The sequence below is a fragment of the Polaromonas sp. P4_H1 genome (assembly GCF_056400945.1).
In genome coordinates this window covers 140,282-160,553 of sequence record NZ_JBFUKG010000006.1, presented here as the reverse complement: position 1 = coordinate 160,553, position 20,272 = coordinate 140,282, and the positions used below count along the sequence as shown (strand labels likewise).

The window sequence follows — 20,272 nt, the reverse complement described above, 5'->3', positions numbered from 1 at the left end:
ACGCGGCTCAAGGCCGCGTTTTTTGTTTCACCACACCATTACCCGACCCAGCGGCGCGCGTTATGCCACAGCTGCATCCAGGGGCTGAACTCGCCCTTGTCGCCCGTGGTCCAGCTCATCTGGACGTTGCGGAACACCCGCTCGGGGTGCGGCATCATGGCCGTGAACCGCCCGTCGGCCGTCGTCACGGCGGTCAGGCCACCGGCACTGCCGTTGGGGTTTGCCGGATAGGTTTCGGTCGCCCGGCCGTGGTTGTCCGTGAAGCGCATGGCTGCAATCGCCTTGCCGGCGTCCCCGCGGTAAGCGAAATTGGCATAGCCTTCGCCATGCGCGACGGCAATCGGCAGGCGGCTGCCGGCCATGCCCTTGAAGAACAGGCTTGGCGAATCCAGCACCTCCACCATGGACAGGCGCGCCTCAAAGCGCTCGCTCCGGTTGGTGGTAAAGCGGGGCCAGGCCTGCGCGCCGGGGATGATGTCGGCCAGTTCCGCAAACATCTGGCAACCATTGCACACGCCCAGGCCAAAGGTATCCGGCCGTGCAAAAAAGCCCTTGAACTGCTCGGCCAGTACCGGGTTGAAGGTAATGGACCGGGCCCAGCCTATGCCGGCACCGAGTGTGTCGCCGTAGCTGAAACCGCCACAGGCGACCACGCCCTGGAAGTCCGCCAGCCGGGCGCGGCCGCTTTGCAGGTCCGTCATGTGCACGTCAAACGCCTCGAAGCCCGCTTCGGTGAAGGCATAGGCCATTTCCACATGGGAGTTGACCCCCTGCTCGCGCAGCACTGCGACGCGGGGACGCGTGAGCATCAGCCCGGGCGCGCGGGATTCAGGCGTAAACGTCAGCTGCACATGCATGCCCGGGTCGGCTGGATCACCAACTGCAGCGTGTTCGGCATCGGCACAGGCCGGATTGTCGCGCTGCTGGCAAATCTTCCAGCTCGTGCTGTCCCACACTTGCTGCAGGTCCTGGAGTTTGGCGCCAAACACCGCCTTGGTGTCGCGCCAGACCTGCACTTCACCCTTGCCGACTTCCAGCGAAGCATGTTGCGGGCGGGTTTTACCGATGAAATGGCTGAACCTGGACAGGCCGTGCTCGCGCAGGGTCTGCATCACCTCGTTGCGAACGTCGGTGGACACCTGGATCACCACACCCAGCTCTTCATTGAACAGGGCCTTGAGCGTCAGCTCTTCACGGCGCACTCCGACCTGGCTTGCCCAGTTCTTGCTGTCGCCCATGTCCATGCGGCTGTCGGAAATGCCGTCACCCTCGACCAGCAGCATGTCCACGTTCAGCGACACGCCCACGTGGCCGGCAAACGCCATTTCGCAGCAGCAGGCCAGCAAGCCGCCATCGCTACGGTCGTGGTAGGCCAGAATCCGGCCTTGTTTGCGCAACGCGTTGATCGCATTGACGAGGTTGACCAGATCCTTCGGGTCGTCCAGGTCCGGCACCGCGCCGTCCTCAAGATTCAGGGTTTGCGCCAGGATGGAGCCACCCATGCGATTTTGGCCCTTGCCCAGGTCGATGAGGATCAGCGAGGTATCTGCCTCTGCCGTGTTCAGCTCGGGCGTGAGCATGCCGCGCACGTCGGCCAGCGTTGCGAAAGCGCTGACGATCAGTGACACCGGTGAGGTCACTTTTTTACGCTCACCGCCTGCCTGGTCCCCGCTCCAGACCGTGCGCATGGACAGCGAATCCTTGCCGACGGGAATCGACACGCCGAGGGCCGGGCAAAGCTCCATGCCCACCGCCTTGACGGTCTCGTACAGCGCCGCATCCTGCCCCGGCTCGCCGCAGGCAGCCATCCAGTTGGCAGAGAGCTTGACGCGCGGCAACTCGATCGGCGCGGCCAGCAGGTTGGTAATGGCCTCGGCGACAGCCATGCGGCCCGAAGCCGCAGCATTGACAGCGGCTAGCGGGGTGCGCTCACCCATGCTCATGGCTTCACCGGCAAAACCCCGGTAATCGGCCAGCGTGACCGCACAGTCGGCCACCGGCACCTGCCAGGGGCCCACCATCTGGTCGCGGTGCGTCAGGCCGCCCACGGTGCGATCGCCAATCGTGATCAAAAAGCGCTTGGAAGCGACCGTGGGGTGGCTCAACACGGCAATGACGCTTTGCTGGAGGTCCACACCGGTCAGGTCAATCGGCTTGACGCTGCGTGTCAGGCTTTTCACGTCGCGATGCATTTTGGGTGGCTTGCCCAGCAACACGTTCATCGGCATGTCGACTGGAGGATATGAAGCCCCCACGTTCGGCACTGTCGTGTCCTCACTGCCCCCCGAGGGGGCTGCGCTTGCTTGGGGCGGCGCGGCGCGGCGCGCGGCCGCTTCGTTGTCCGCCACCACCAATACCGGTTCGTCGGTGGCAACACCGATCACGGCAAAGGGGCAACGCTCGCGCTCGCAGAAGGCCTGAAACTGCGCCAGCGACTCGGGCGCGATCGCCATGACATAGCGTTCCTGGCTTTCATTGCTCCAGATTTCCTTGGGCGACAGTCCGCTTTCTTCCAGCGGCACGGCACGCAAGTCAAAACGGGCGCCCCGGCCAGCATCATTCACCAGTTCGGGGAACGCATTGGACAGGCCCCCGGCACCGACGTCATGGATGGCCAGGATGGGGTTGGCCGCGCCAAGCTGGGCGCACTGGTTGATGACCTCCTGGGCACGGCGTTCGATTTCGGGATTGCCACGCTGCACCGAATCAAAATCGAGCTGCGCCGCATTGGCACCGGAGGCCATGGAGCTGGCCGCGCTGCCGCCCATGCCGATACGCATGCCAGGGCCGCCCAGCTGGATCAACAGCGTGCCGGCAGGAAACTGGATCTTTTGGGTCAGGCCCGCGTCAATCGTGCCGACGCCACCGGCGATCATGATGGGCTTGTGGTAACCCCAGCGCTGGCCGCCCAGGGTTTGCTCGTATTCGCGGAAATAGCCGGCCAGGTTGGGCCGGCCAAACTCGTTGTTGAAGGCCGCACCGCCCAGCGGGCCTTCGGTCATGATCTGCAGCGGGCTGGCGATGTGCTCCGGCTTGCCGTAATCGCCGTCAAACAGACGGGAGACCGTGAAGCCCGTGAGGCCGGCCTTGGGTCTGGAGCCGCGGCCGGTGGCGCCTTCGTCGCGGATCTCGCCGCCAGCACCGGTCGAGGCGCCAGGGAATGGCGAGATCGCCGTCGGGTGGTTGTGCGTCTCGACCTTCATCAGCACGTGCATCAGCACATCGTCGGTGGCGCTATAACTTTGATAGCTTTCATCCTTGGTGTTTTCTGGGCTCGAGGCCGATTTTGCATAAAACCGCTGGACCCTGGACCCTTCCATGACCGAGGCATTGTCCGAATAGGCCACCACCGTGTGCTGGGGATGGAGCTTTTCGGTGTTGCGGATCATCGCAAACAGGCTTTTCTCTTGCGGCACGCCGTCTATCGTGAAGTCGGCGTTGAAAATTTTGTGCCGGCAGTGTTCGCTGTTGGCCTGCGCAAACATCATCAGCTCGACGTCGGTCGGGTTGCGTTTGAGCTGGGTAAAGGCATTCACCAGATAGTCGATTTCGTCGGCGGCGAGTGCCAGGCCGAATTCCGTATTGGCGCGCTCCAGCGCGGCCTTGCCACCCTGCAGCACGTCAATGGTCTGAAGCGCCTCGCCCTGCAGTTCCGTGAAGAGGCCTGCCGCCTGCGCCCGGTCGAACATCACGCTTTCGGTCATGCGGTCGTGCAGCAGTGCCGCAACCTGCTCGCGCTGGGCATCGGTGAGGCTGGCCTTACCCAAGAGGCCCGATTTCAGGTGCAGGCGGTATTCGGTCAGGCGCTCGATGCGCTTGACGGCCAGCCCGCAGTTGTGGGCGATGTCCGTGGCTTTCGAGGCCCAGGGGGACACCGTGCCGAAACGCGGCGACACGATGAACAGCGCGGTGTCAACCGCCTTGACTGAGGCTGTAGGCTCGCCGTAGGTCAACAAGGCCGCCAGCCGGGTCCTGAGTGCGTCCGAAGGCGGCGCCTCGGTGGCCACCAGGTGCACAAACCGGGCACTGATGCCGGCGATCTTGTCGTGAATGGCTTGCAGGCGGGGAAGAAGTTGCTGGACGCGGAAGTCGCTCAGGGCGTTGATCCCGTGGGGTTCGCCCTCAAAAGTCGTCAGGTGCAGGGTCACGGTAGTGGTGGCCTTGTAGTGGGAGGTGGGCAGCTCATAGGCTGTTTTTGTGGGGGTTTAACACCACCTGCAATCGCTAGGGTTTGCCGGTTACGCGTTAACCCGTAATTTTATCAGCGACTCGGTTTGTGCTGAATGAACGGGCTACTTTCATGGACGGACACCGCCAGACCCGCAGTCTGACCCAATAGCCCCCTCCTTTACCGTTCACTTTGTCTCGCCACATTTCCCGTTCAATTCCGCAAGAATACCCATACATACCCATGGCACGGACCGGTGGGATAATCAGAAACATGAGTATTACGTACAAAGATGCTGCGGGTATTGAGGGCATGCGCTTGGCCGGCAGGCTGGCGTCCGAGGTGCTGGACTACCTCACGCCTTTCGTCAAACCCGGCGTGACGACCAATGAGATCGACCGGCTGGCCCATGACTACATGACCCAGGTCCAGGGCACCATTCCCGCGACCCTGGGCTACGGCCCCCCCGGCTACGTGCCCTACCCCAAATCGCTGTGCACCTCCGTCAACCACCAGGTTTGCCACGGCATCCCCAACGATAAACCGCTGAAAAAAGGCGACATCGTCAACATCGATGTGACCGTTATTACCAAGGACGGCTGGCACGGAGACAACAGCCGCATGTACCTGATCGGCGAGGCGTCGATCGCGGCCAAGCGGCTGTGCAAGGTCACCTACGAGGCCATGTGGCAGGGCATCATGCGCGTCAAACCAGGCGTGCGCCTGGGGGACATCGGGTTTGCCATCCAGGCCTATGCAGAAAAACAGGGGTTTTCCGTCGTGCGCGAATTCTGCGGGCATGGCGTCGGCCAGAAATTCCATGAAGAGCCGCAGGTGCTGCACTATGGCCGCCCCGGCACACTGGAGGAGCTCAAGCCGGGCATGACGTTCACCATCGAGCCCATGATCAACGCCGGCAAACGCGACATCAAGGACGGCCCGGAAAAAGACGGCTGGAGCATCGTGACGCGCGACCATTCACTGTCAGCCCAATGGGAGCACACCATCCTCGTTACCGAAACCGGTTACGAGGTATTGACTCTCTCGGCAGGCAGCCCGCCCATTCCTGCGTTTGTCGCAGATTTTCTGGCTCAAAACAATCCGGCACAAATCCTGGTCAGCGCCTGAGCCGGCTCGTGTCAGCCTGTCCTGCGCACCTTGATGACCCCGTTCCCTACCCATGAGTGAACTGCTTCAGGTGCGGGAGCAATACCGCGCGGGCAAGACAGCCCTCCTCGCGTCGCTGGCCGGCAGCGGCGCCTCATCCCGCGGCATTCACAGCCTGCTGCAAAAACTGGCTAAACACACAGACGCCACGCTGCAGCTGCTCTGGCAGCGTGCCGGCTTCCCGGCCACGGCCTGCCTGGTGGCGGCCGGTGGTTTTGGCCGGGGCGAGCTGTTTCCCCACTCCGATGTGGACGTCCTGCTTTTGCTGCCGGACGACGCCAATGCCCAGGAAGATGCGGCCCTCAAAGCCAAAGTGGAAAACTTCATCAGCAGCTGCTGGGACAGCGGGCTTGAAATCGGCTCCAGCGTGCGTACCGTGGCCGACTGCGTGGAAGAGGCCGCCAAGGATGTCACCGTGCAGACCTCCCTGCTGGAAGCACGACGGGTTGCCGGCTCAAAAAAGAACTTTCTGAGGCTGCAAAAACAGCTCAACGAGGTGCTCGACCCCAAGGCCTTTTATGTGGCCAAAACACTGGAATTGCGTCAGCGCCATAACAAGTTTGAAAACACCCCCTACGCCCTGGAGCCCAATTGCAAGGAGTCGCCGGGAGGCTTGCGGGATCTGCAGGTGGTGCTGTGGGTTGCGCGGGCGGCGGGTCTCGGAAAATCGTGGGATGATCTGGCCCGTAGCGGCCTCGCCACGGCCTTCGAGGTGCGGCAAATCAAGGCCAATGAAGCGCTGCTGAGCCTGATACGCGCCCGCCTGCACCTTATTTCGGGACGGCGCGAAGACCGCCTGGTGTTCGATCTGCAAACGGCTGTTGCGGAGTCTTTCGGCTACTCAAGCCACGCCGACGATGGCAGCAGGCTGCCACGCCGCGCCAGCGAAGCGTTGATGCGCCGTTACTACTGGGCCGCCAAGGCGGTGACCCAGCTCAACCAGATCCTGCTGCTCAACATTGAAGAGCGCCTGAACCCCAACACCTATCCCTTGCAGCCCATCAACGAGCGGTTCTGCGACAAGGCCGGCATGCTGGAGGTGACCAGCGATGACCTGTATGTGCGCCAGCCGCATGCGATTCTTGAAACCTTCCTGCTGTATGAGACGACCGTCGGCATCAAGGGGCTGTCGGCACGCACTCTGCGGGCGCTGTACAACGCCCGTGGCGTGATGACCGCGAAGTTTCGCCGCGACCCCGTCAATCGGGACACCTTCCGGCGCATACTGCAGCAGCCCGAAGGCATCACGCACGCCATACGGTTGATGAACCAGACCTCCGTGCTGGGCCGTTATTTATGGATATTCCGCAAAATCGTCGGGCAGATGCAGCACGACCTGTTCCACGTGTACACCGTGGACCAGCACATCCTCATGGTGCTGCGCAATGTGCGGCGCTTCTTCATGGCCGAGCACTCGCACGAATACCCCATGTGCTCACAGCTTGCGGCAGGATGGGACAAGCCCTGGATACTGTTCGTCGCCGCACTGTTTCATGACATTGCCAAAGGGCGTGGCGGCGATCATTCAGAACTGGGCTGCAAGGACGTGCGCGTTTTCTGCCGCCAGCACGGCATCGCCGCTGTGGATGCCCGCCTGATCGAGTTTCTGGTGGGTGAGCACCTGAGCATGAGCAGGATCGCCCAAAAGGAAGACCTCAGCAACCCCGACGTGATTGCCGCCTTTGCCAAGCGGGTAGGCAATGAGCGCTACCTGACCGCCCTGTACCTGCTGACGGTGGCCGATATCCGGGGCACCAGCCCCAAGGTCTGGAATGCCTGGAAAGGCAAGCTGCTGGAAGACCTCTACCGCTACACGCTGCGCGTGCTGGGTGGGCGCGCACCTGACGCCGATGCCGAGGTGGAGGCCCGCAAGCGCGAGGCCCTGACCACGCTGGCGCTGCATGCCGAGCCATTCGAGGCCCACAAGGCGCTGTGGGATACGCTGGACGTGAGTTACTTCATGCGCCATGAGGCAGCCGACATTGCCTGGCACGCCCGGCAGCTGTCGCGCTACGTGGGCAAGGCCAAGGTCATCGTGCGTGCGCGCCGCTCGTCGGCCGGCGAAGGCATGCAGGTGCTGGTGTACACGCCTGACGCACCGGACCTGTTCGCCCGCATTTGCGGTTATTTTGACCAGGCAGGTTTCAGCATTCTGGATGCCAAGATTCACACCGCCAAAAACGGTTATGCGCTCGACACCTTCCAGGTGGTCAGTCCCGAGCTGGTCGACCACTACCGAGAGCTGGCCGCCATGGTCGAGGCTGACCTGGACCGAACCATTGAAGAGCCGGGCCCGCTGCCTCCTCCCGGCAAGGGCCGCGTATCACGCCGCGTCAAAAGCTTTCCGATTGCACCACGGGTGGATCTGCAGCCGGACGAAAAAGCCCAGCGCTGGCTGCTCAGCGTATCGGCCAGCGACCGCGCCGGCCTGCTGTACCTGATTGCGCGAGTCCTGGCCCGCCACCGCATCAACCTGCAGCTTGCCAAGGTCACCACACTGGGCGAGCGTGTGGAAGATACCTTCCTGATCGATGGCCCCGAATTGCAGCAAAACAAGGCGCAAATCGCCATTGAAACCGAGTTGCTGGAAGCGCTGAACGCCTGAGGCCGTTGCTGCAAGCCAACTGGTTGGCTTCGCTTTACGTTTGTTACCTGAATTTCTGACAGTTGATCAGGATATCGTCCTGCAGCCGTTTTAGCGCAGATACGTCCGGGCTTCGCGAAAACGCGATCACTCACCTCCTCCAAAAAAGGTATCGAATTGCTTTTGACGTTAGCAGTTGTATCGTCACTTGGAGTGTCTAGCTGCTGACCCTGTCAGATCTGACAGGGGAAGGTGCATCGCAGCAATTTGTGCCCGTACTGGCGCGCTCCTAGACTCTCCTTACGCATGCCTCCCCGGCGCATGACGAGGAAACCAGCCAGCATGAAACGTCCTGACCACGATCCGCGCCCTCACGGCCTACTCACCCCATTTGACCGTAGAACCTTACTTTCACTCGGTGTTGGCGCCCTGCTGCCGGTTGTGCCGGCATGGGCCCAAAGCCCCGGCGCCAGCAAGAAAGCCGCAAGCAGTCAATGGCGCATGGTCATCAACGAGGCCGTGACGGGTGACACCAACATCTTCATCCTGACGAGCCGCTACCGTCCTACGGCAGATTTCCTGGAAGCGCACCTCAAGGGAAAGTCCATCGGACTGGAACCCGTTGTAGACATCAAGCGCTTCATGACGCTGGCACAAGGCCAGTCCAAACCAGAGCTGATATTTGGCAAGTCGGTCAATCAGCTGGCCAAGCTGGTGCGGGATGACGGTTATCAGCCCGTAGTGCGACGTGCTGACCCCTACAAGGCCGCGTTCATCGTCGACAAGGCTTCACCGATGAAGAACCTTTCGGATGCGAAAGGCGCAAAAATCATCATGCCCGACGAATACGCAGCGACCAGTGCCGTGGCCAAAGCTGAGCTACGGCGGCAAAACGTCAATGCGAGCATCGTGCATATCCGTTACCAGGAAGCCGTGTCCCAGCAGGTGAAGGCCGGCTTGGCCCAAGTGGGTGTGGTCAACCCGACCACGGCCCGCAAATGGGTAGAAGAAGGCGGCCGCATGCTGGCCGAGACCCAGCCAGTGGTCAACTGGTCTGTGTTGGCAGGACCCAGTCTGTCGGCGGAGGTGGTGCAGCAACTACGCGAAGCGCTGCTCAGCATGAACAGCCAGGCGCCCACGGTCATTGCCGCCATCGGCGTCAAGGCATGGGCTGCGGCCGAGCGCAAGGACTATCTTGACTTGTTGGATTACACGAAGGAGTGAGGGAAATGTTCGACACGCATTACAAATCTCACAGCATCCGAGTCGCAGTGGCGGCCCTCCTCTGCGGGTTTGGGATTGCCGCCGCGGCGGTCTCCCTGCCCAACCTGCAATCGCCAGATCCAATTGGCGTGCCGCCTGCGATTCAGCAAACGGCGCGAGATATCGCCGCGGACCTGGCCTCGCATTGCCCTCTCGCATCTGCGGGGGATACCGGGGCCTACAACACTTGCCGCAAAGGGCTGTTCGGATCAAGCGCCCTGCGCTCTCATCTGCCCGGCATTGTGCTGTGGGGCCGGCAGAGCAAGACGGCCAACGCCACATTGCGCCAGACCAACCTGACCCAGTTCGCGCCGGACATCTGGACCAGCATGTACGCGCCACTCTTCATGTTCAATGGGCGCCACAAAGTGGAGTGGGTGCCGGAGGAGAAGATGTTCCGGATCGAGCTGGAAGCGGCTTTTCGCAACCGGTTGGCGCCGGGGCAGTTCCCCTACCCGTTCTGGCATGACGAAAGCAAATGGGCGATGTATGAAAACGCCAATGCTTTCATGCTCTGGATAAACCCGGAGACGGGCAAGATCCGTGCAGCGCAGTTCACCGACCGCGCGTCGACGCCGATGCTGCTACCGGTGCAACCAATCAAGCATGCCAAGTATGAAGGGCCTTGGCTGTGGACCGACGAAAAGGGCAATACACAGCCAGCAGTGACCCTTTTTGACGGCCTCTACCGCCCCGAGAACCCCTATATCAAATCCATCGATCGCCAGTACCGCGACCTTGCGCTGCAGATGCGCGAGTCGCAGTGCACAAGCTGCCACGTGCCCAACAACCCGGACAAGATGAGCCGTCTGGTGCTGCTATCAACACCCGCTCACGCAGCCGGAGAGATCGACCGCCTGATCAAGGCAGTCAAAGAAGACCGTATGCCGCTGGATGAGTTCAGGCTTAACTATGCCCTGTCGCCCGAGAACAAGAAATGGCTTCTTGAAAGCGCCACCGCTTTCAAAATGACCCTGGAAGCCGCGCAAGCCTGGGAGAAGCAGGCTCCCGGTAAGTCGACGGCCAGTTTGGCACCCTAGTACTCCAACCCAACGCTTACAGGTGATGAAATGAATCAGACCCTTTGCCAGACCGCCATAAGCCGGCGCACCGTCCTGCGCAGCGTCACAGCCGCCGCCCTGTGCAACACCCCGATTGTCCGGGCGCAGCAGTCCGGCGCAGACCAGTGGCGCCTGCTGGTCAACGAAGCCATGACAGCGGACTTCAGCATTTCCATGCTGGCCATGCGCTACCGCAGTTGGGCCGACTACATGGCCGCACAAATCCGCAACAAGCAGGTCTATGTAGACCCCATCATCGATATCCGGCGCTTCGTGCAACAAGCACAGTCGGAGCAAAAGCCGCTGTTGATTTTTGGCAAATCGGTCAACCAGTTGTCCAAGCTCGTGCGAGATCACGGCTACCAGCCACTGGTGCGCCGGCCAGAGCCCTACAAGGCCGCATTTATTGTTCCAAAGGATTCCCCAATCCAGAACTTTTCACAACTCGGCGGCAGGAAACTGCTGCTGCCCGACGAGTTTTCCGCTACCACTGCTGTGGCTAAGGCCGAAATACGCCGCACGAATATGCGCGAACCCTACATGTCACATACCCGCTTCCAGGATACGGTGGCCGCACAGATCAACGCCGGCCTGGCTGAGGCCGGCGTGGTCAATCCAACTATTGCCAAAAAGTGGAAGGATGGTGGGGGGCGCATCATTGGCGAAACGCAGCCGGTGGTCAACTGGTCGGTACTGGCGTCACCCAAAGCACCACCAGAACTTGTGGCCAAACTCACCGAATCACTTCTGGCCATGAACAGCCAGTCTGCAGGCATTCTGTCTGACATAGGCGTCAAGCAGTGGGCCAAGGCCGACCGCGCTGACTACTTGGCCCTGCTGGAATATACGGGCGAGTAAATTCATACCCTTAATTCATGCTCTTGCGCGCTATGCAAGTTGCATTGGTAACTTGTAACATCTGCCTGGCCGGGGCGCCAGGCGCATTTGAGATCGAGCGTGTTGCAGGAGCCTTGAGTGCCGACTACCCTAGCAGCAGCCTTCAAGACGTCCTCAGGTAGCGCAACAGTCGTCCCTTGTATTTGGCACCACTGCCGGGCAGTTGAGAAATAAGTGTCTGCGTATGGGAGTAACCCAGCGAATCCATGTTCCGGTTAAATGCGACCCGATTGCCCCGATCGGGATCGACGATCAACACCTCAACGTCTGGCTGGGCATGCAGATCAATGAATTGCGACAGGACCTGGGGCTGCCCGCGGTCATAAAGAATATCGCTGCCAATGATCAGGTCAAAGCGCTCCAGAAGCGGGTTGGCCCTTGACCAGTTGCCCATCTGGTATTTCATGGCCGGGAGCCGATTGAGTTTGAGATTTTCCAGCAAAAAAGCCGCTGCCAGCGGGTGGCAATCGCTCGCCGTGATATCCCCGCCGCGCCGATGCACGATCAGGCTGGCCAGAGCCAGACCGCAGCCCAGTTCCAGAATACGCTTGCCCTCAAGTTCATAGGTCAGCATGACATGAGCCAGCACCCGACCGGACGGCCACAGCAGGCCAAAAATCGGCCAGGCTGATGATGAAATGCCTTCTGCTTCAGCCTCGCCCAGGGGATCGTGAAATTGCTGCCGGTCCAGCAGGGAACGCACTTGAAGATCGTCGCCGCTTCCGGTGATCGTTTCAAACTTGAATTGATAGGGCGGTAGGGTTGGCGGTTTAACAGCCCCCAGGGGGGTCCGGCCAGGAACAGAGGACATCCCGAAAACTCTTCCTGGCGTACAACACGCACAAACGGGCAAAAACTGCCAAAACTGTGGAATCCGACCAGTTCAGTGTACGCCTTTGAGCCTCAATCCTTCGGCTCAATCGTCAGTCGATGCATCGAGCCCCGGAAACAGTACGTCGGTATAACCAAACTGTGTGAAGTCCCGGATGCGCATCGGGTAGAGTTTGCCCATCAGATGATCGCATTCGTGCTGCACCACGCGGGCGTGAAAGCCGTTCACGGTTCGGTCAACGGGATCGCCATACTGATCAAAGCCGGTATACCGAATATGTGAAAAACGCGGAACCAAACCGCGCAGGCCCGGCACGGACAGACAGCCCTCCCAGTCCTCCTCCTCATCGGGGCTCAAGGGCGTGACGATGGGGTTGAGCAATACGGTGCGAGGGACCAGCGGCGCGTCGGGGTAGCGCGGATTGACCTGGCTGGTGCCAAAAATCACCAGTTGCAAATCGACGCCGATCTGCGGGGCGGCCAGACCGGCGCCCTCCGCAGCCTGCATGGTGTCAAACATGTCGGACACCAGCAAGTGCAGTGCGTCCGTGTCAAATGCCGCGACAGGCTGGGCAACCCGCAATAAACGCGCATCGCCCATTTTGAGAATTTCGCGAATGGTCATAGCCCCATTATCGCGGGGCTGGCGAACTTACGCGCGCTTGACGGGTTGGCGCATTGCCAACTCCGGTTTAATTGCAATGCTGCCGGTGTGACCGCGCGGCAACCTGCTCAACGCCAGTGCCGATAACCCCGGTAGCCGCGGTAGCCGTAGTACGGTGCAGGCACCACGACAACCGGCGCGGTCTCGACATACACAGACGCGTCAGGGTAGGTGGCATAAGGACGATAGCCAACCGGAGCGACCACGCAGCCGGACAGCAAGGCAGCCACGCCGGCGGTTGCCAGCAAGCCGGATAAACGGATGTAGTTCATGAAAAGCTCCTGTTCTGAGCTTTTAACGTATCAGTGCCCCACTTGGCGTGACGTCGGGTTTGCAAAGCTCTGTAATGATCTGTAAGCGACAGGAGTCACTTATGGCTACGGCATGGCCACAGAGACAACGCTGAGACAAATTTCGCTTTATCCGGCTTCAGCAGAAGCCAGCAGCTGCATCAATGCCCCTTCATCCATCACGGCAATACCGAGTTCCTGCGCCTTGAGCAGTTTGCTGCCAGCCTCGGTACCCGCCACAACATAATCCGTCTTTTTGCTGACCGAGCCGGTCACCTTGCCACCGGCGGCCTCCACCTTGTCCTTGGCTTCGTCCCGGCTAAGGGTGGGCAAGGTACCGGTAATCACAAAGGTTTTCCCGGAAAGCGGTTTAGGGGTGACTGCAGCAGGTTCGCCCTCCTCCCAGTGAACGCCGCAGGCGCGCAGCTGCTCGACCACCTCACGGTTGTGCGGCTGGTCAAAAAAGGTGCGTATGCTCTGGGCAACGATGGAGCCGACATCGCTGACACCCAGCAACTGCTCTTCCGTGGCATCCATGATGGCGTCCAGCTTGCCAAAATGGCGTGCCAGCTCTTTGGCGGTAGCCTCACCCACGTGGCGGATACCCAGGCCGAACAGGAAGCGCGGCAAGGTGGTCTGCTTGGATTTTTCCAGCGCCTTGAGCAGGTTATTGGCCGATTTGTCGGCCATGCGATCCAGGCCGGCCAACGCCGTGAGGCCCAGTTTGTAAAGGTCGGGCAGCGTGCGAATCACATGGGCGTCCACCAATTGCTCAACCAGCTTGTCACCCAGGCCTTCAACCTCGACGGCGCGCCGGTGCGCGTAGTGCAGGATGGCCTCCTTGCGCTGTGCGCCGCAAAAAAGCCCGCCGGTGCAACGGTAGTCGGCTTCGCCCTCTTCGCGCACCGCATCGGAGCCGCAGACCGGACATTGGCGCGGCATTGTGAACATCGGTGCGCCCTGCAATCGCTTGTCGGGCAGCACGCTGACAACCTCGGGGATCACGTCGCCGGCACGGCGGACAATCACGGTGTCGCCCACCCGCACATCCTTGCGACGCGCCTCGTCTTCGTTGTGCAGGGTGGCATTGGTCACGGTAACGCCACCGACAAAGACCGGTGCCAGCTTGGCCACCGGCGTCAATTTGCCCGTGCGCCCGACCTGCACCTCAATACCCAGCACGGTGGTGAGCTGTTCCTGCGCCGGGTATTTGTGGGCCACGGCCCAGCGCGGTTCCCGGCTGACAAATCCCATCCTTTTCTGCAACGCCAGGCTGTTGACCTTGTACACCACGCCATCAATGTCGTAAGGCAGGCTGTCGCGCTGCTTGCCCATGGCCTGGTGAAACGCTATCAATTCAGGCGCACCATGCGCAAGCCTGGTCTGGGCGGCCACTGGAAAACCCCATGACTTCAGCGTTTGCAGAAGCTCCATATGGGTAGCAACCCAGGGGTTCTTCGGGTCGATGTGTTCGGCCTCCAGCACAACCTCGCCCACACCATAGGCAAAAAAGCTCAGCGGGCGCCGTGCGGCGATAGCTGGGTCCAGCTGGCGCACCGCACCGGCGGCGGCGTTGCGTGGATTCACAAAGGTTTTTTCCCCTTTGACACCCGCAGCTATTTTCTCGCGCTGTTTGTCATTCAAGGCCTCGAAATCGGGGCGGCGCATGTAGACCTCACCCCGCACTTCCAGCACAGGCGGTGCGTCAGACGGCAGCTTGAGCGGAATCTGCCTGAGGGTGCGGATGTTCTGCGTCACCTCTTCCCCGACCTCACCGTCGCCGCGGGTGGCAGCCTGCACCAGCACACCGTGCTCATAACGCAAGCTCATGGCCAGCCCGTCAAACTTCAACTCAGCCACATACTCGACCGGCGGATCCGACTCCGTCAGCCCCAGTTCCTTGCGCACGCGGGTGTCGAAATTTTGCGCGCCGGTGGCCTCTGTGTCCGTCTCCGTGCGAATGCTGAGCATGGGCACCTTGTGGCGCACGCTGGCAAACTGGTCAAGCGGCTTGCCGCCCACGCGCTGCGTCGGGGAATCCGATGTCAGCGACTCCGGGTATGCCGCTTCCAGGTCCTGCAACTCCTTGAACAGCCTGTCGTACTCGCTGTCGGGAATGGTGGGTTCGTCCAGGACGTAATAGCGATGCGCATGAGCGTGAAGTTCAGCGCGCAAGGCGGCCATGCGCTCGGCAGGGGACGCCGGCGGCCGCGAAGGCTCCGGCTGCGCAAACAGGTCTTTGGTGGCCATGAAAAAAATCAAAAGTGAGCGGCAAGCCCGGGAAAGTCAGGAAAACAGACGCCTGCCCAGCACAGAGCCGGCCGACAGGTCGCGGCCGTCCAGCGTGTCATAGAGCTGCTCCAGGTCGGCATGGATCACGTCCATCGCTTCTGGCCGGATGAGGTTGCCGTTGTCGTCGATGATCACGCCATCCATGCTGGCGGCCAGGGCCATGGCGACCTCGCACATGCGCGCAAACGGCTGCTCGGAGCGCAGGACTTGCGGCACGTCCAGGGACAGCGTGAGCTCGCGCAACGCCGTTTGTTCGGGGTCGTCCGCCATGGCGGCCTGCGTATCGAAGGCCAGGCCCAGAATCGGCGCATGGCCCGGCTGACTGGCGGGCAGCACCATGCGGCCCGGGATGGAGCCGGCTACAAAACCGAGCCTTGCGGCGCTTTGCTGCACATAACCGGGGCTCCAGGCTGTGTGAATGGCGCGCAGGGTGAAGCTCAACTGGGCATCGTGCCCGCTGGCGAACTGGTCCAGTTCCCTGGCACGTGCAACCTCGTCGAGCATTTCCGGAAATTCCGGCTCCCCCCCAATGGCGTCGGCAAAGGCCTGCGCCTTCATGACAAATTCGGAGTACTCAATCTGGTTGAGCGCACCGGTTCGGTTGGCCAACTGCACGCCGCACTGAAAGGCGCTGTAGCGATGACCGGCGGTCGGGAATTCCCACTCGCCAGTAGTCACGCTGAGGCCCTCCACCCCGAAGGGTTTGCTGCCGACACGGCGAGTGCTGGGCATGGCGGCCAACGCAGCGTCACCCGACACCACCGACTCAACCACCACCGGCGCCACTGCGTCGATCAGTACGTCCAGACCGGGTTTTCTGTCGGGCGTGGTGAGGCTCGCCAGGGAGGGCAGGCCAGAGTCGCCATCCACATCTGTATCAAAGCTGGGCTCCTGTCGCTCGGCCAGTACGTCAGGCGCTGTAGTGGGTGCCTGCATTGGCGCCTGATGCGGTGCGGGCTCCTGTGCGGGAGGCACGGGTGGTGTGGCCCGCTTGGGCAGGTTTCTGCGCGACGACCAGGCGCTGTGAGCCACCACGCCTGCCAGCACCAAGCCGCCCACCACCGCCAAACTGACCTGGAGTGTGCTCATGCGAGACGCGCCCCCGCACCGCCCGCTCCATCCCGCCCAGGTGGGAGGGGGGCGGTGCGCTTCCCGCCGGCAAGGGCTGATTTTCGTGGGGGCAAACCGATGGTGCTCATGCTGCGATCTCGGAGAATCCGAGTGCCGCTTCCATGTCCACCGCCACGATGCGCGAAACGCCCTGCTCCTGCATGGTGACGCCGATCAGCTGCTCGGCCATTTCCATGGCGATCTTGTTATGGCTGATGAAGAGGAACTGCGTTTCCTTGCTCATGGAGCTCACCAGCTTGGCGTAGCGCTCGGTGTTGGCGTCGTCCAACGGCGCGTCGACCTCGTCCAGCAGGCAGAACGGTGCGGGATTGAGCTGGAAGATCGCAAACACCAGGGCGATGGCCGTCAGCGCTTTTTCACCGCCCGAGAGCAGGTGAATCGTCTGATTTTTCTTGCCGGGCGGCTGGGCCAACACCTGCACACCGGCGTCGAGGATTTCTTCGCCGGTCATGACCAGACGTGCGTTACCACCGCCAAACAGTTCGGGGAACATCTTGCCGAAATGGGTGTTGACGGTTTCAAACGTACTCGCCAGCAGATCGCGCGTTTCCATATCGATTTTTTTAATCGCATCTTCCAGCGTGCCCATGGCCTCGTTGAGGTCAGCGGACTGCGCATCCAGGAACTGTTTTCGCTCACGGGCCGCGCTCAACTCGTCCAGCGCAGCGAGATTGACGGCACCCAGGGACTGGATTTCCCGGTGAAGGCGGTCAATCTCGCCCTGCAGGCCGGTCAGGCGCACATTGCCAGCCTGAATGGACTGCTCCACTGCCACCAGGTCAGCCTGTGCATCGTTCAGCAGTTGTTCGTATTGTTCAAAGCCCAGGCGTGCGGCCTGTTCCTTGAGCTGGAACTCCGTGATGCGCTGGCGCAAAGGATCGAGTTCCCGCTCAAGCTGTAGGCGGCGCTCGTCGCTGGCGCGCAGCTTGTTCGTCAGGTCGTCATACTGGCTGCGTTTGGCGCCAAGGTCGGCTTCGCGTTCCAGCTTGACGCTCAACGCGCTCTGCAAGCCGGCCTGCGCCGCTGCATCGGTCAGGCGGGACAACTCTTCTTTCGCACGCTCTTCTTCGGTTGCAATCGACGCGGCCTGCTGGGTGGCAATGGCAATGGAACGGGCCAGCTCTTCGCGCCGTGAAGCCAGGCTGCGCAGGGCAAATTGCGCTTCCTGCGCCTGGCGCTCCAGCGTGCGTTGCTGCTCGCGTGACTCACCCAGTTTGCGCTCGGTGTCGATCACCCGGTCATCGAACTGGGCATGACGCTCCTGGCTGTCGGCCAGTTGCATGTCGAGCTCCTCAAAGCGGGCCTCGGCCGTGACCTTGCGCTCCTGCAGCTCACCGAGCTGGGCCTCAATTTCCGCCATGTCTGCCTGGATCTGCTCGCTGCGGGCACGGGTTTGCTCGGCCAGTTGCGTGAGGCGCAACACTTCCACCTGCAGTTCGTGGGCACGGCTCTGGCCTTCGGCCGCTTCACGGCGTGCCGTGACCAGCCGCTGGGCGGCATCCGCATATGTGGCTTCAGCGCGTACCAGCGCGCTTCTGGCTTCATCGCTGATCAGGGCCTGGGCCTTGAGCTGCTTGTCGAGGTTTTCGATTTCCTGCGCGCGGGCCAGCAAACCGGCCTGCTCGGAATCCTGTGCATAAAAACTGACGCTGTGCTGCGTGACGGCGTGGCCGCTCCTGACGTAAATCACTTCGCCTGCATCCAGCTTGTCGCGAGCCGCCAAGGCTTCGTCCAGGTTTTGCGTGGTGTAGCAGCCGTGCAGCCAGTCACCCAGCAGCGCCGACTGGCCGGCATCGTTCAGGCGAAGCAGATCGGCCAGGGGCTTGAGGCTGACGGATGGATTGGAGCGGGCGGGCACCGCGGCATGGGGCGCCGTATAAAACGAGAGTTTGGCCGGCGGCCCTTCACCGTCACCGCGGCCATCGGTGCCCGCAAAGCCGCGCACCATGTCCAGGCGGCTGACTTCGAGCGCACCCAGGCGCTCGCGCAATGCGGCTTCCAGGGCGTTCTCCCAGCCCTGCTCAATATGAATACGGCTCCACAGGCCTTGCAGACTGCCCAAACCGTGCTTTTCCAGCCATGGCTTGAGCTTGCCATCGGTTTTGACTTTTTCCTGCAGGGCTTTGAGCGCCTCCATGCGGGCGGACAGGTCGGCGCGTTTGGCCGACTCGGTGTTAACGGTCTGCTGCAGGGTGCGCCGTTCCTCGTCAAGCTGCGGCACGGTTTCGGTCAACTCATGCAGGCGTGCCTCGGATTCCGCCTGTGCCTCTTGTGCGCCGCTGAATTGCGCAGTGAGGTTCGCCAGGCGCGCTTCATCGGGAGCATTGAGCGCGTTGCGGTCGGCCGTCAAGCGCTCATGGCGCAAGGCCAGCGTGCGCGATTGCTCTTCAATGTTGCGCTGGTCGGCGGCCAGCACCTGAATCTGCTGCTGGACCTGGGCCACACCGGTGCGCTGCTCGTTGGATTTGGCCTGGGCCTGGCGCAGCGCTTCTTCAAGTGCCGGCAGCTGGGTTTGGTGCTCTTCAGTTTGCGCCACCAGCAGCTCGGCTTTTTCTTCGGCTTCGATGGCCTGGGCTGCCAGGCTCTCCGTCTCGGCTGCGGCGTCTTCCTGGCGCGTCGCCCATTGGGCGGTCTGCTCCTTGAGCTGGGCCAGACGCTGCTCGACGCGCAGCCGGCCATCGACCACAAAGCGGATTTCAGCTTCCAACCGCCCGACTTCCGCGCTGGCCTCATAAAGTTTGCCCTGCGCCTGATTGACCTGGTCGCCCGCGGCATAGTGTGCCTGGCGAATGGTTTCGAGGTCGGCTTCGATATGGCGCAGGTCGGCAACGCGACTTTCGAGATCGTTCACCGCCTTCTCGGAATCCACCTTGACCCGGGCCTGATCGGCCTGGCTCTCGGCACGCTTCAAAAACCACAGCTGATGCTGTTTGAGGGTGCTGTCAGCCTGCAGGGTGTTGTAGCGCATGGCCACTTCGGCCTGCTTTTCCAGCCGGTCGAGGTTGGCATTGAGCTCGCGCAGGATGTCTTCTACCCGCGTCAGGTTTTCCCGCGTATCCGACAGCCGGTTGGCGGTCTCCCGGCGGCGTTCCTTGTATTTCGATACGCCTGCGGCTTCCTCCAGAAAGAGGCGCAACTCTTCCGGCTTGGACTCGATGATGCGGCTGATCGTGCCCTGGCCAATGATGGCGTAAGCCCGCGGGCCGAGGCCGGTCCCCAGGAACACGTCCTGCACATCACGGCGGCGTACCGGCTGGTTGTTGATGTAATAGCTCGAGGTGCCGTCGCGCGTCAGGACACGCTTGACGGCGATCTCGGCAAACTGACCCCACTGGCCACCAGCCCGGTGATCGGCATTGTCAAACACCAACTCCACACTGGAGCGGCTGGCTGGCTTGCGCGTGTTGGTGCCATTGAAAATGACGTCCTGCATGGACTCGCCGCGCAGCTCGGAGGCCTTGCTTTCCCCCAACACCCAACGCACCGCGTCCATGATGTTGGATTTACCGCAGCCATTGGGCCCCACCACACCGACCAGTTGCCCCGGCAACACGAAATTGGTGGGCTCCGCGAACGATTTAAACCCTGATAACTTGATCGAATTGAGACGCACGGCAGTCCCTGTTTTCTTGAGCGTTTAGCTAAGTCGTTGATTCTTATAGCGCTTGACGGGGCGCTCGCACTGCCTGGCGCGCAGTGCACGGCCTGCAATGTTACCCGAGCATGGGATGCTTTTTTGCAGGAGAAAATGCCCAAAACCCGCGGCGGGTGAAACATTTTGAGTCCAGGGTAGGCAGGCGGAAGGCGGCAAGAAGCCAATGCTGGCTCACGGAAAGACGTCCTGACTGCGGAAAAGAAGCATCAAATTGACCTTTAGCCCCGTCAAAAGGTCATGTACAGCTATGGTTTTTGACTCGGCAAGCC

12 protein-coding genes are annotated in these 20,272 nt (G+C 61.5%); 5 read left to right on the top strand and 7 right to left on the bottom strand.

Going from position 1 to position 20,272, the window contains the following annotated elements; all coding sequences use genetic code 11:
• Positions 1–38: 38 nt before the first annotated feature.
• On the bottom strand, positions 39–4,148 hold the full coding sequence (gene purL / locus AC1DS5_RS10220; protein WP_477718131.1) for a phosphoribosylformylglycinamidine synthase: 4,110 nt from the start codon (positions 4,146–4,148) through the stop codon (positions 39–41).
• Between the two features lie 293 nt (positions 4,149–4,441).
• Here purL and map point away from each other — a divergent pair, with 293 nt between their 5' ends.
• The 5 genes from map (at position 4,442) to AC1DS5_RS10195 (ending at position 11,101) form a co-directional block, all read left to right on the top strand.
• Positions 4,442–5,296, top strand: a complete 855-nt coding sequence (gene map / locus AC1DS5_RS10215; protein ID WP_477718130.1) for a type I methionyl aminopeptidase — start codon at positions 4,442–4,444, stop codon at positions 5,294–5,296.
• A 52-nt stretch (positions 5,297–5,348) separates the two neighbouring features.
• The gene (locus tag AC1DS5_RS10210; protein ID WP_477718129.1) at positions 5,349–7,940 is read left to right on the top strand and encodes a [protein-PII] uridylyltransferase; all 2,592 of its coding nucleotides are present in this window, start codon (positions 5,349–5,351) and stop codon (positions 7,938–7,940) included.
• A 321-nt stretch (positions 7,941–8,261) separates the two neighbouring features.
• The gene (locus AC1DS5_RS10205) at positions 8,262–9,143 is read left to right on the top strand and encodes a phosphate/phosphite/phosphonate ABC transporter substrate-binding protein (RefSeq protein ID WP_477718128.1); all 882 of its coding nucleotides are present in this window, start codon (positions 8,262–8,264) and stop codon (positions 9,141–9,143) included.
• A 5-nt stretch (positions 9,144–9,148) separates the two neighbouring features.
• Positions 9,149–10,222: a hypothetical protein gene (locus tag AC1DS5_RS10200; protein ID WP_477718127.1), complete on the top strand. Its 1,074-nt coding sequence runs from the start codon at positions 9,149–9,151 to the stop codon at positions 10,220–10,222.
• A 30-nt stretch (positions 10,223–10,252) separates the two neighbouring features.
• Positions 10,253–11,101, top strand: a complete 849-nt coding sequence (locus AC1DS5_RS10195) for a phosphate/phosphite/phosphonate ABC transporter substrate-binding protein (protein ID WP_477718126.1) — start codon at positions 10,253–10,255, stop codon at positions 11,099–11,101.
• A 142-nt stretch (positions 11,102–11,243) separates the two neighbouring features.
• Here AC1DS5_RS10195 and AC1DS5_RS10190 read toward each other — a convergent pair whose 3' ends face one another.
• From AC1DS5_RS10190 to smc, 6 genes are all read right to left on the bottom strand, one after another.
• Complete coding sequence (locus tag AC1DS5_RS10190) at positions 11,244–11,951, bottom strand: class I SAM-dependent methyltransferase (protein WP_477718221.1); 708 nt, start codon at positions 11,949–11,951, stop codon at positions 11,244–11,246.
• Positions 11,952–12,056: 105 nt separating this feature from the next.
• The gene (gene def, locus AC1DS5_RS10185; protein WP_477718125.1) at positions 12,057–12,596 is read right to left on the bottom strand and encodes a peptide deformylase; all 540 of its coding nucleotides are present in this window, start codon (positions 12,594–12,596) and stop codon (positions 12,057–12,059) included.
• 107 nt (positions 12,597–12,703) lie between these two features.
• Positions 12,704–12,907 carry a hypothetical protein gene (locus tag AC1DS5_RS10180; RefSeq protein WP_011483505.1) on the bottom strand — a complete coding sequence of 68 codons (204 nt, stop codon included), beginning with the start codon at positions 12,905–12,907 and terminating at the stop codon, positions 12,704–12,706.
• Between the two features lie 147 nt (positions 12,908–13,054).
• Positions 13,055–15,175 (bottom strand): NAD-dependent DNA ligase LigA, encoded by a 2,121-nt coding sequence (ligA, locus tag AC1DS5_RS10175; RefSeq protein WP_477718124.1) that lies wholly within the window; start codon positions 15,173–15,175, stop codon positions 13,055–13,057.
• 36 nt (positions 15,176–15,211) lie between these two features.
• Entirely contained in the window at positions 15,212–16,306 is a 1,095-nt protein-coding gene (locus AC1DS5_RS10170; protein WP_477718123.1) for a cell division protein ZipA C-terminal FtsZ-binding domain-containing protein, read from the bottom strand.
• 106 nt (positions 16,307–16,412) lie between these two features.
• A complete protein-coding gene (gene smc, locus AC1DS5_RS10165) occupies positions 16,413–19,961 on the bottom strand; it encodes a chromosome segregation protein SMC (RefSeq protein WP_477718122.1) in 3,549 nt (1,182 codons plus the stop codon).
• Positions 19,962–20,272: the final 311 nt, after the last annotated feature.

Excerpts from the sequence above, each read along its gene's own strand:
- def (WP_477718125.1), bottom strand. The coding sequence starts at position 12,596 with ATGACCATTCGCGAAATTCTCAAAATGGGCGATGCGCGTTTATTGCGG.
- ligA (WP_477718124.1), bottom strand. The coding sequence starts at position 15,175 with ATGGCCACCAAAGACCTGTTTGCGCAGCCGGAGCCTTCGCGGCCGCCG.
- AC1DS5_RS10190 (WP_477718221.1), bottom strand. The coding sequence starts at position 11,951 with ATGTCCTCTGTTCCTGGCCGGACCCCCCTGGGGGCTGTTAAACCGCCA.
- map (WP_477718130.1), top strand. The coding sequence starts at position 4,442 with ATGAGTATTACGTACAAAGATGCTGCGGGTATTGAGGGCATGCGCTTG.
- AC1DS5_RS10195 (WP_477718126.1), top strand. The coding sequence starts at position 10,253 with ATGAATCAGACCCTTTGCCAGACCGCCATAAGCCGGCGCACCGTCCTG.
- AC1DS5_RS10205 (WP_477718128.1), top strand. The coding sequence starts at position 8,262 with ATGAAACGTCCTGACCACGATCCGCGCCCTCACGGCCTACTCACCCCA.
- AC1DS5_RS10180 (WP_011483505.1), bottom strand. The coding sequence starts at position 12,907 with ATGAACTACATCCGTTTATCCGGCTTGCTGGCAACCGCCGGCGTGGCT.
- AC1DS5_RS10210 (WP_477718129.1), top strand. The coding sequence starts at position 5,349 with ATGAGTGAACTGCTTCAGGTGCGGGAGCAATACCGCGCGGGCAAGACA.
- AC1DS5_RS10170 (WP_477718123.1), bottom strand. The coding sequence starts at position 16,306 with ATGAGCACACTCCAGGTCAGTTTGGCGGTGGTGGGCGGCTTGGTGCTG.
- AC1DS5_RS10200 (WP_477718127.1), top strand. The coding sequence starts at position 9,149 with ATGTTCGACACGCATTACAAATCTCACAGCATCCGAGTCGCAGTGGCG.